Genomic DNA, 12299 nt, shown 5'->3' with positions numbered 1-12299 from the left:
AACAATTTTAGTTAGCTATGACCGGGCTCCCACACGGTGACCTCGGTGATCTCTTTGACCTCCTCGCCAAGTGAGCGGGAGGCCCACTCTAGCATCTCTTCGTAGCCTCGCCGGGTCATCCCATAACGGGTCACACGTCGGTCGTTAGAATCGCGTTCGCTGCGGATCAGTTCGAGTGCGGTGAGACGCTTGAAAACACGACTGGCAGCGTCAGGGGAGAGATTCTCGGCCTCTGCAATATTGGAAGCTGGAGTTCCAGGATGTGCGGCAATGTAAGTGAAGGTTCTGCGCTCAGTTGGCGTCAGCGGGTCCACATAGCGGGCGATACTCAGCAGCCGCCTCAACTCAACGAACTGGGGTGCTTCGGTCATCAGGTGTTCTCCAGTAACCGGACTTATAGACGATATTTGATGTATATGTCAACTATCTTTGTTGATGCCAAATTTTGGTTGACGATGCGGAACGGAAAGAGTACTACGCGTTCATCCCAGTTCGTAGTCGCTGGGACAATGGCAAAAATCGGAAGGGCCACCGAGGTAACTCGGTGGTCCTTTTGCGTTTCCTCGTAGGCAAGTCAGCGCGGGCGAGCCTCCTCGAATCTGACTGCATGCCGCTTGTTTATCATCCAGTCGCTCATGCCATAGAAGGTGGTGGTCATATGGCTCACCGCACGTGTCAGAGCCGAGTTCGCACCGCGACCTCGTAAGGACCGCTGTAGATATAGGTTTGCCCCCTGCTAGACCGGGTGCCCTTCTCGAAGGGAACTTTGCCGGGACTGTTGTCCATGAGGCGCTTCATCTCATGGCCCCACTCGTTGATCGACAGACGGCCATACGAGCCGGGGAACATGACCCCTTCCCACTCGCTGTAAAGCTGGAACAGATCGCTCGCCTGAACCCGATTGCCCTTGGAAATTTGGGCGAACGTGATGCCATAGTCGCCACGAGAAGACGGGGCGTTCGGATCGAAAACGGACAACCACTCTTCGACACGGCCTTTCTCACGCTCATCCTCCTGCTTCACGGTCAAGAAACCCATGAAAGGCAGCATCGGATCGGCAGCATTCGGATCGACCGAAAGCCACAGGAGACTGTAGTCGATGCTGTTCATGGTCTGCCAGCAAGGGCGCGACGAGAACTGCAAGCCAACGAACCTCCTGATTCCGGTCGGATCTTTGATCAACTGGGCCACGGTCTTGTTCGAGCAACCGATGAAGGTGGCGTTCTGCTGAACCATGACTTTCGTGTTGGTCCGCATTGGACGACGAGCCAGATGGTTGGCCGTGATGCAGTGCTTGATGGTGTCCACATTGGCCTTGGACGCGTAGCCCATCTCGTCCAAGAACAGGATGAACGAAGACCAAATGTCGATGTTGCGGTCATCCTCGATCATCCTGAAATCGACTTCGAGGGTGAGTTCCCGCAGCGGTGTGATGAGCTTGTTGACGAAGGTCGATTTGCCTACGCCCTGCGGCCCCAGGAGAACCGGCATTAGGTGGTTGGTCACGGGAAGAACGGTGCCGGGAGCGTTACGGATCTTGCGCTTGGTCTGCCAAATAAACTTTTTCAGCACGGCGATCACGAACTCTTCGCTATCATGGCTGGTGTCAAAGACCTTTGCCGCAAGGTCATGCCATACCTTCTCAGCATCCTGGATCTCTTTGGGCAGCAGCGGATAGGCTCCGATGTGTCCGTAAAGCTCATACAGACGGGCCTTCTTGGAGGTTTCGTACCACTGGGTCAGGGCATCAGAAATCGCGTCACGTGAGAAACCGAGCTTGAGATCATCGTTGAGGATGCGAAGCTGGCGCTCGAAATCCAGGAAGTTCAACGTCTTCGGGAAATGGAACTCGCAATAGGTTCGGACCGTCTCGTCCTTCATCGACTCGGCGTCGTAGAAAAGCTTCTCCCCAGTGGCCGGACAGATCATGTGAGGGGTAACACTGCGGGTCAGCATTCCATCATACTGGCACTCTATCTTGTCCCGCTTGACGACAATATCGACGAGATGGGTGGCCGAAACCGGGATGGTGCCAAGCTCTTCCTTGATCTTGGCTCTACGCAGGATGTCGGCAAACTGGGACTTCGTGCAGATGCCGTTTTTGAGCGCAAAATCACGGAACAGGCTGTTGTCGAGATTGGGATCGACTAGGATCTCGAACTCTGCCGGATCGACTTTGTCACCCTGAACAATCCGCGAAGCCATCTCCTGGATCATCTGGCGCTGAAATTGATTGTGCTCCTCCCACTTGTTCGTCGGGGCGACGACCTGGATAGGAGTGGAAGTAGTCTCGTTGGTAGGATTGGTATTGGTGTTGCTCATATTACCTTTCAAAAATACATTGAGGTTAATGCAGATGGGATGTTTGTGTTGAGTGTAGTTCTCGTGCTGACATCATCTGCATTTCTATTTATCACGGAGGTTGTTTTCCGTGCAATATTATTCGATTCCGGAGCGTTTGGGAGGGTTTTAGGGCGCGAGGGTGCGGGAAATCGTCATCTGCACCGAGATCTACACGGCTCTAAATGCATTACTATGTAAGGCTTTGTGTAGTAGATGTAGATGATGTATATCTATTTCTTTATCAGAAATAAATTTAGATATAAATAGATTGGAGTGATGAGGAATAGGGGTCGTGTACAGCATAATTTACATATCAGAGCAAAAAGGAGCCGTAAGAGATCACCATGTAATACGTGGCTTCGCTACGAATTATTCGTTGATCTCGGTGCCAATACGTCGATTAGATGTCGGTATGAACACTTGTTGCACGCGCTTGCAGTCCCCCACGCGCAACAATCGCACAAAACCCGCCCCCGAAACGCAACAGTTTAAGGTGCAGCGACGAACTAGATAGTCGGCTATGTAGTTCGTGATGAACAGGGAAGCGACGCCGAGCCATCCATAGGACCGGTCAAGGCCGTACAGGACATGCCGGGCGGTCGAGTGGAAACAGCTTCATCAGTAATGGTCCGTCAGCCTTCCCGCAGGCACCGTTCACCTGATCTCCAGACGATCTCAAAATGATTTTACGGAGACGAGGGACAGACAGAAGGTGTCCCTGCTGAAACGTGGGGAGGCTCTGGAGACGATCCGGAGAAAGGTGAACCGGAGCGAGGATCAGGGGAAGGAGAATCCGGAGAAAGGTTCACCGGAAAGCCGCAAAGATGAAGGAGGTTGGGTCGCGGGGCAAGGCGATCCAAAATTGTTTTGGAAGAAGATGTGATGGAGGTTGAAGTCCGACTGGGAGGAGTTCTGGACGATGGGGACCAGAACAAGAAGGATGAATAGCGAGGTAATGTCCATCCACCCCACTGAACGAGAACGACAACTACTCTTGTCCGCGCTGAGGCGACAACCGCGTCCTTTTACGAGAAGCTCCAGTTATGTGGCAGCCGATTTCAAGCAGCTACAGAAAGTTTTGCCGCTCCCCTAGTTGTGATCGCTGCCACAGACATCGAGCACTAACGGGCTGAAAATGATTGTGGACTGGGCCGACGATCAGGACTGTCGTTCGTTGCGTCAGGTTCGGGTCACGACGGCGAGGTTTCCTAACCCTGCTTCCCTTCTTGCAGGATACGCTCGGGTAACTTGAGGCGAAGTACGCGGTCTACAATAGCGTCTCCATACTTCTCTCTCATTCGGTTCACGAAAAGTGGTTCATTGGCAAGGCTGAAACCGAGGAGTCCTTTTAGATGGCCAGTTGATTCAAGATCGAGTTCCCCAAGCAATGCCTTATGTAGCATCGCCGAAATGGTTCTCTTTCGCTCGCGCCCAATCGAAAGAGTGCCATTCGGCGTTATGATCAGACCGGTAACCATGCGCCGCTGCCCGCGAGTGTAAAGACCACGCTTCTCCTCATTAAAGATTAGTCGCGGAGATCGCAGTGACTTTACGATCTTACGTGCAAGTTTTTCAAACGCCGTCACTTGCTCGACTGTCGAACCCGAGACTGTGATATCATCGGCATAGCGCGTGTAATTAACACTACACTTCCTCGCAGCTTCATCTAGTTGCTCGTCGAGCGTGAACAGAAGAAGGTTCGAGAGCATAGGTGAAGTAGGTGCGCCAATGGATAAGCATCTCGGCGTTCGAGACCGCTGCCCCCAGAAAAGGATTTTGCTGTATAATTTAATATCCTCAACTGGAATTACTTGGACAGGGTGCTTCTTGGCGAAGGACTCCCAGTCCTTCACAAGGATGCTCGGGAAGAAGTTTTCGAAGTCAAGCTTCAGTAAGATATTTCCGTTAAGGTGCTCCTCAGCGTTCCTCGCGATATTCTTGCCAGGAAGATAGGCCATAGCTGATTTATGGACCGGAAATTTCACAAGTTTGGTTGATAGGATGTATCGCTGGAGCGCTTTGAGTTCGCGTGACGGTTGCGCAATCGTTCTGGTGCCGCCACTCCTTTTAGGGATGTCATAGACCTTGTAACGCGCGGGTGCCGTTTCAACGATTGTTTCAATCTCTGCGGTCCCTAGACCGAGATTGATGGCCAACTCTTCAAGGAGCCTCATCGCGACCCGCCCCTCTTACGGACAACCACGGTTCGAACATGATTTGGTGCAGCCTCAATCTTCTGCATGGCTGCTGTAATTTTGTGCTTTCGCCTGATGGAGTCCTTCTCACGCACGCTGTCCTTGTATGCGTAATCAAAAGGGTCAGCCGAGCTTAAAGTGTAGTAATAGTCTTTGCCTGAATAGGACTCTTTACTAATCCAGCCAGCAAGCTCCATGCAGTAAAGTCGGTTTCTAAGATCTGATGCAGTAAGAGTTGGATATAGCAGAGCCATATAGCCGTGCAGAACGGTTTGGGATACAGCCATAGCTAGGTATATAACCCAATATGTTACGTAAAATTGCTTGGCATCTCCGAGGTTGCGAAACAGTTCAGAGGCGGGCGTTTTGTCTATGTGCTGGTTTATGAACTTTACTATTTCCCCGTAATGGGGTGCGGCTGAGCCTGTGACTACGACACCCCGCTGATTGATCCGCCAGGGATAGAAGCCAACAAAGCTCCTCTCGACCCGTTTTATGCGCTCGACGGGTCCGAAGCGAATGAATGATTCTGTGTTTGCGTATTGCGCCTGCATCACAATGCGCAGAGCCCGTGCTATTGTATTGTTTGTCGCGAAGGCTCCCAATTCAGCGAGCGAGCCTGGGCTCTCAGCAATAACGAGTACGACTGCGGCGATACGAGCGATGTCTTCTTCGAATGATATCAGATCGCCATAGTTCGTCTCGCGGTATAGTTGGTTAGCCTTCTCCGCTAAAACTATCGGCCCCTTGAGCTTTTTCTCGATCCCGCGAATCCGAAACAGGTAATCTCTGAGGCTAATAGCCTTCGAATGAGGGACGGACGAGATAACACCGCCACACAGAAACACTAACTTTGACGGACGGGTAACACGTAATTTGTCCTGATTTATATCGTTATACAGGATCGCAAGCTCGTCAGGCACTTAGTGACTCTTTACCTTTGAAGGTATGAAGGAGGCTGGAGAGGTCATCGTACCGAAGGGCGAGGAGCTAAAGGCGACGAGAGATGAACTCTCCAGCCTCCTTCATGCCGATAAACCTACCCAATAACGGTCTGTCTGGCGAAGCGCCCGACCGAGTTTCACAAGGGGAAACCTTGATCGACTCGAAACGCGTAAAGAGTGCGCGTAATATGATCTGAGGCTTGGACGCGGTCAAGGCGCTGATCCTGTCTGTAGATATCGGATGGATCTCTTCTACCGGTCTCTCAGCCACGTCCTGACGCATACCGCACCTGAATTTGCCTTCCCTAGAGCAGGGAGCATAAAAAGCTGAAACTCAAACACGTTCATTGCACCGGTTAAACTCTTTGCAATCCAAGAAAATGCTCGTTTTCGTCGAGCCATGCCTTCCGGATCTCCCAGTCAGGCAGGATGCTGCCGACCAGTCCCCAAAACTCGCGATGATGATTGCGATACCTCAGATGGCAGAGTTCGTGGACGACTGCATATTCGAGGATGGTCCTTGGTGCGAAGATCAGGTGCCAATTCAGGTTCACGACCCGATCTGGTCCGCAGCTTCCCCACAAATGCTTCTGATCCTTGATCTCGACCCGCTTGGGCTTGAGGCCATTCGGCTCTCCATGCTGGCGGACGAAGCTCGTCACATCCTCCCGTAACCGCTTGCGAAGCCATAGGCGCAGGGCACTCTCGATGAGGGTGGCACGCGATGCGTCCGGAACCGTTCGTGGGCAGTGGACGATAAACCCGTTCCGGTACGAGACCTCAACCAAGGTTCCATCTGATGGTTCGACTTTGAGCCGCATCAGCCGACCGCGATAGGGAATCTTGGCTCCGGTCACGAAGTGAACAACCTTTGGGGCTGCTGCCACACGGTCCGCCATATGCCGGGTCTGCTCAACCAGCCATTCCTTACGACGGTGGAGAACGCCAGCAATCTCATCATCCGAAGCCGATGTCGGCACCACAACCTCGACGGCTTCAGGGGTCACAGTGATCCGTGCGCTCTTCGCCCTTTCGGAGCGGCGCAGAGTGTATGGGATCTCTGTTTCGCCAATCGTCAGGATCGGCATAATCACACCTTGGCAAAGTGCTTGAGGGCAAAGTCCTCCACCTGTTCGGGGATGGCCTTCAGGTCCGCCAGCTTGAACTCGTGCGCCATGCTGCGCACCCTCTGGCGCAGGCCCTTGCGGAGTTCTGGCTTGTCTTGCCAGCCGGGTGGCGCGGTAGCACCGTCGGAGTAGAGGCTCTCAATACGGATCGCCAGATCCTCGGCCCCACCATCTGCCCCGAAGGCGTGCAGAACTTTCAAGATGCCGTAGGCTCCCGCCGACAGGCCGGTGCCTTCATGCGCCTTCGCCTCAATGTCCAAGTCTTTGGCAAGCTCTTCAGCGATCTTCAGCTTGTCGGCCCAGGACAGTTGGGCTTCGTCCAACTTTTCGAGCAGTTCACGGAGCCGGTCGGAGAACTTGGCATACTGATGATGGTTCTGCGCAATCCGCTCGGTCACGACCTTCCGCAGTTCGGTCGTTTTGCGGATCGCCGCCGTCTTTAGATCACTCTCCGTCTTGCCCTCGACCTCGAAGTCCTCCCAGAAGTCCGGGTCAGTGATATGACGGAGTTTCACCGTGACGCTCAGCCCGGTGGCATCGAGATGCTGGGCCAGCATGTCCCGGATCTTGCGGCTGTAGGTCTGCTGGTCGAAGGCTTCACGCTTTTCAAAGACCTGGGTGCCGTATTGCAGGAATGCAGCCAACCATTTGAGGTCGGCGGTAAACTCAAGGACACTGGGATCGGGGCTGACGGCCTCGTAAAGGCTGATGAACTCCCGCGCCTTGCTCCGGAACTCGAACCATTTGTCCTCAGTCTTGAGGAGGTTCACAAGCTGGTCGAACTCGGCTTTCAAGCCGTCCTTTGAGGAGCCGGTCTGCCGCTTCAAGCCTTTCATAACAGCCATGACAGCAGCGTGCGCAGCCTGAAGCTGGCTCCGGAGATCGTCCAGGTTCCGCATGGCGTTCTTCACGTCGTCGGCCCTGTAAGACGACAGCGCCTCCTCCAAATGGGACGACACGCCGATGTAATCGACAATCAGGCCATTCTTCTTCTGAGCATCGGCGACCCGATTAGTACGGGCGATAGCCTGGAGGAGCCCGTGCTCCTTCAGAGGCTTGTCGAGATACATCACCGACTCGATAGGGGCGTCGAAGCCGGTTAGGAGCTTGTCGCAGACGATCAGGAACTCCGGGTTTTGGCCCTTCTTGCCGAAGTTCTGCTTGATGATGGTTTCGGCCTGTTGGTCGAGATAGTGGGCCTGAAGGTCGTTCCTGATGGATTGGATATAGCTGTCCTCGCTTGGTTTGCTGTCCTCCTGGGAGGCGGAATAGACACAAGCCGACATGGCAGCAGCCCTGGCCCTGGCCTCGCCCTCGGGGATATCTTGAGCCATCAGGTCTTCGGTGATCACCCGGTCGAGTGCTCGCTTATAGAGAATGACCGCTTCCCGGTCGATGGCGACAATCTGGGCTTTGAAGCCGTCAGGGCGAGCATATGCCTTGAAGTGGGTCCAGATATCGTAGGCGATGAGGTCGATGCGCTTCGGGTGCTTCACCAGATCGGCGAATGTCACACCCCGCTTCTTGACCTTCTCTAACTTGTCATCGGGGAGATCCGCGAACCACTGGTCGAAGAGGATGTCGATCTTGGCCTCATCAATATGCCAGTCGGTCTTGCGACCCGTGTAGAAGATCGGGACTGTCGCCCCATCAGCTACGGCGTCGTCGATGCCATATTTGTCCAGGTAGCCTTCACCGACCACGCCGAAGTTGGCGTAGGTATCCTTGTCGTTCTTCTTGATCGGGGTGCCGGTGAAGCCAAAGAACCGGGCTTCCGGCATGGTCTTGCGCAGATAGGCCCCGAGATCCTTCTCTTGGGTCCGGTGGCACTCATCGACCATCACGATCCAGTTCTTCGAGTTCGGGATCGGCTCCTGGGAACCTTGGAACTTGAAGATTGTGGACAGGACCGTCAGGCCGTCTGTGCCCTTGGATATGAGGGCTTGGAGATTGGCAATGCTCTCCACAACAATGGGGTTTGGCAGTCCGCAGGCAGCGAAGGTGCCACTGATCTGACCATGAAGATCAAGACGGTCCGTCAGCACCATGATGTTGGGATTGGTCAGTTCGGGCGAGGAGACGGTCAGGTGCGTCTTCAGCTTCAGGGCTGCAAACACCATCGTCAGGGACTTGCCCGATCCCTGCGTGTGCCAGATCAGGCCACGACGGTGCTTGTTCTCGGTCACCCTTTCGACGATCTTGTTGACCGCTCGGAACTGCTGGTAGCGGCACATCTTCTTGACCGTGCCGCTCTCGGTCTTCTCGAATACGATGAAGTGGGCGATCAGGTCGAGAAGTCGGGAGGGTTCCAGCAGACTCCAGAGCCCCTTCGAGAGAGCGTCTCCAAAATCATTGTCCTTCCGAGGCCACGGGTCACACCACTCGGCCCAGAACTTCGAAGGGCTGCCAGTCGAACCGTAGAGGCAATTGGTGCCGTCCGTAACGATGTTGAAGCAGTTCGAGAGGAAGAGACGCGGGATTTCCGCCTCGTATTGTTTGATTTGCTCGAACGCCTCGCCCGTCTTGTCCTTGGCATTGATCGGGCTCTTGCACTCGATCACGACCAGAGGAATGCCATTCACATACACTACCATGTCCGCGATCCGGGTCTTTTCGGCCTTGACCCGGAACTGATGGGTGACGGTGAAGAGATTGTTTTCGGGCTTCAGGAAATCGATGACCCGGAGAGTACGACGCGTGGCGTTACCCTGAACCATACGGCTGAAGTTGCCCCGGAGAATCGAAAGCCATACCTCGTTATCCGATACGGAGGCGAGATCGGCATATGCTGCTTGGGCATCAGCCTCCGATACGCCGTTGATCCGTTGGATTGCTGCGATCAGATGGGATCGGAAGAGAACCTGATTGTCGCCCTCGCGAAGAGACGAGTGATCCGCAGGCGCGACGAACGCGTAACCCATGCCCTTCAGGCATTCGAGCGTTGGCTGCTCGGCCAAATGCCATTCCATCCCCGCCATGTTAATCCCCTACTTACTCTGCGGCCATTAGAAGGTCGCTGGAGACCCGTTTTCTGCCCGTGAGGAGGTCGGTCATTAGGGCGGACTTGAGACCGTTTAACCGGTCCAAAACCTGTTCCTGCTCATGGTAGGTCCGATCAATTGGAGCGAGACATTCCAAGATCCTATCCTGCTCGTCAGTAGGTGGCAGAGGAAACATCATTTGCTCTATTCGAAACAAAGCGAGCTTTGGTACGCCACCGCCAATGCCTTTTGCGGTAGCGATCTGCTTTTGTACTAGATCTGCTTCCATAGCCCTCGCGAGGAATGCGGGTCTCAGCTTTTGGATGTCTCCGATAACAATCTTTGCAGCGTTCTCGGTCAGTTGAGCGCCATCAAGATCTGGCGGAACCATGCCGGTGACGCCAATAGTACCGGCGATAGAAATGTACACGTCTGAGATGATATCGTATAATTTCGGATTAACTCTCTGTCCTCGGGAAGTACATAGACAAGACTCTCTCTGGAGATTGTTCCGTCCCTGAAGTCACTTACGCGAATATAAGGATACGGAGTGACACCAGTAGCAAAAGGGCGACCCTTCGGCATTCTCTTCCCGCCCTTTGCAGCGGCGACATCGGCGATACGAACTAACTCCCAGTCTTCCGGGATCTCCCCGACCTCCGTTCGCGTAAACCGGGTATGTCCAATACCTTTAGTGAGCAGGCGCTTCAGCACACCCCCTTTGACCTTACGGGTCTGCTCTATTACTGCCTGCGTTGTCTGAATGGCCTCATCCACGCTGGAGAGGATTTCCGCGATCTGTCTCTGCTCAGAAAGAGGAGGGAAGACGACCGTTTCTTTATGGACGATGTTGCGATTTAGCGTCGGAACGCCAGTGCCTGTTCCAAACCGCTGAAGGTCGAAGTGCTCTAAAAACCGGTGAACGAAATTAGGATCGTTGCCGTGAAAATCCCTCACGTATAGCGTCGTGTTGAGTGGCCAACATCCGTCTGGGTAGTAGAAAACCTTGCCAAGCGTACCGCTTCGGCCCGTCACCACTGATGGCCCAGAAATACGTGCCTCACAGTGGTCCCCGATCACTCCGTTCGAGGCATAAACGGGTACATCTCCAGGTAATCTATCCTGGACCGGAAGGTCGAAGCCTCTTTGAAGAGTGATGAACCTCTCGAAGGCACCTTCAGACCAGCCATTGGGTACCTTATGCGACATATCCAAGCTCCTTCAGGAAGCCCATCATCTTGGCCTCAGCAGCATCCCGCTGCTCGCACAATTCAAGGAGCTTCTTGACCTCTTCAGCCACATCGAGGTCTTCTGTCTCCTCAGCGACATGGACGTAGCGGCTGATGTTGAGGTTGTGGTCGTTAGCTGCAATCTCCGAGAGCGGCACCACGCGAGCAAGACGATCCACATCCGCATAGTTATGGAACGCTTTTGCCAGGGTAGCGACATTCTCGTCCGAGAGATGGTTTTGAGCTTTTCCCTCGACGAACTGCTCGACGCCATTGATGAACACCACCTTGCCCTTCCGCTCGGCAGGCTTGTTCTTCCGGATGATCAGGATGCAGGCCGGGATGCCAGCGCCATAAAACAGGTTGGGAGCAAGGCCGATCACCGCCTCGATCATATCCTCCTTCAACATCCCTTCCCGAATGCGCTCTTCGGCCCCACCCCGGAAAAGGACACCGTGCGGGAGAACCACACCCAGCATTCCATCCGACTTCAAGCTCGCGATCATGTGTTGGACAAATGCAAGATCGCCAAAGGATCTCGGTGGGCAGCCGAACCGGTCGCGCCCAAAGGGATCGCCGTTGCTCCAGGTCTCGTAGCCCCAGGATTTGAGCGAGAACGGCGGATTGGCGAGAACCCGGTCGAAGGTGCGGATCGCCTTGGTGCCGTCGCCCGTCAGGTGCTTCGGATCGAGCAGGGTGTCTCCACGGGCAATCGACGCATCGTCGATGTCATGGAGAAACAGGTTCATCTGGGCGATGGCCCAGGTGTTTAGGTTCCGCTCCTGACCGAACAGGGACAGGCTCTTGGGGTTTTTATCCTGCCGCTCCAGGTGGTGGACTGCTTCTAGCAGCATTCCACCCGAGCCACAGGTCGGATCGTAGACCGACATGTTCTCGTCAGGCCGCAGGCATTCCACAATGAGCCGCACGACCATTTTCGGCGTGTAGAACTCGCCACCTTTCTTGCCTGCATCGTCCGCAAACTGGGCGATCAGGTACTCGTAGGCTTGCCCGAGGACATCCGGTTCCACATCCGAGTTTCGCAGCCGGTAGGTCTCGAAGTGCTGGAGGAGCTTTTCGAGGGTAGCGTCTGGGAAGCGCTCCTTGTTGTTGAAGTCCACGTCCTGGAAGATACCCCGGAGGCGCTGGTTTGCGTCTTCGACAGCGTGGAAGGCAGCATTCAGATGCTCACCAATGTTGGTGGTGTGCTTCCGGACATCTGCCCAGAAATGCCCTTCGGGAATGTGGAACCGATGCTCATCCGGATCGGCGGCAAGCTCGGCATCGCCGTACTTCTTCAGGCGGTCGTCATACTCCTCCTGCCAGACATCACAGAGACGCTTATAGAACAGAAGGCCAAAGATATAATGTTTGTAGTCGGAGGCGTCGATGGCACCCCGGAGGATGTCAGCGGCTCTCCAAAGGTGAGCTTCAAGCTGATTGAGCGTCAGAATGGCCATGATTCAAGTGCTTCGGTGAC

9 protein-coding genes are annotated in these 12299 nt (G+C 54.4%); all 9 read right to left on the bottom strand.

What is annotated here, in order from left to right:
* Window positions 1-11: 11 nt before the first annotated feature.
* The 9 genes from JO965_RS16775 to JO965_RS16735 all read right to left on the bottom strand — a co-directional run bounded on the left by JO965_RS16775 (window position 12) and on the right by JO965_RS16735 (window position 12279).
* Window positions 12-371, bottom strand: a complete 360-nt coding sequence (locus JO965_RS16775) for a MarR family transcriptional regulator (RefSeq protein ID WP_203440034.1) — start codon at window positions 369-371, stop codon at window positions 12-14.
* Window positions 372-675: 304 nt separating this feature from the next.
* Window positions 676-2322 (bottom strand): VapE domain-containing protein, encoded by a 1647-nt coding sequence (locus JO965_RS16770; RefSeq protein WP_203440033.1) that lies wholly within the window; start codon window positions 2320-2322, stop codon window positions 676-678.
* 1229 nt (window positions 2323-3551) lie between these two features.
* Window positions 3552-4517 (bottom strand): retron St85 family RNA-directed DNA polymerase, encoded by a 966-nt coding sequence (locus tag JO965_RS16765; RefSeq protein WP_203440032.1) that lies wholly within the window; start codon window positions 4515-4517, stop codon window positions 3552-3554.
* Entirely contained in the window at window positions 4514-5461 is a 948-nt protein-coding gene (locus JO965_RS16760) for a retron St85 family effector protein (protein ID WP_203440023.1), read from the bottom strand. Before JO965_RS16760 ends, JO965_RS16765 begins: the two co-directional genes overlap by 4 nt.
* 377 nt (window positions 5462-5838) lie before the next feature.
* The gene (locus JO965_RS16755; protein WP_203440012.1) at window positions 5839-6570 is read right to left on the bottom strand and encodes a M48 family metallopeptidase; all 732 of its coding nucleotides are present in this window, start codon (window positions 6568-6570) and stop codon (window positions 5839-5841) included.
* Window positions 6571-6572: 2 nt separating this feature from the next.
* Window positions 6573-9587 (bottom strand): type I restriction endonuclease subunit R, encoded by a 3015-nt coding sequence (locus tag JO965_RS16750; RefSeq protein WP_203440010.1) that lies wholly within the window; start codon window positions 9585-9587, stop codon window positions 6573-6575.
* A 13-nt stretch (window positions 9588-9600) separates the two neighbouring features.
* The gene (locus JO965_RS49395; RefSeq protein ID WP_371826800.1) at window positions 9601-9981 is read right to left on the bottom strand and encodes a restriction endonuclease subunit S; all 381 of its coding nucleotides are present in this window, start codon (window positions 9979-9981) and stop codon (window positions 9601-9603) included.
* Window positions 9948-10799 carry a restriction endonuclease subunit S gene (locus JO965_RS16740; protein ID WP_203440005.1) on the bottom strand — a complete coding sequence of 284 codons (852 nt, stop codon included), beginning with the start codon at window positions 10797-10799 and terminating at the stop codon, window positions 9948-9950. The genes JO965_RS49395 and JO965_RS16740 overlap by 34 nt, the downstream gene beginning before the upstream one ends.
* Entirely contained in the window at window positions 10789-12279 is a 1491-nt protein-coding gene (locus tag JO965_RS16735; protein ID WP_203440003.1) for a class I SAM-dependent DNA methyltransferase, read from the bottom strand. Before JO965_RS16735 ends, JO965_RS16740 begins: the two co-directional genes overlap by 11 nt.
* Window positions 12280-12299 lie beyond the last annotated feature (20 nt).

It is taken from the genome of Microvirga sp. VF16, assembly GCF_016864375.1.
In the GTDB taxonomy this organism is placed as follows: Bacteria; Pseudomonadota; Alphaproteobacteria; order Rhizobiales; family Beijerinckiaceae; genus Microvirga.
Note: the sequence above shows the minus strand (reverse complement) of the source record. Positions and strands in the feature narration are given on the sequence as shown.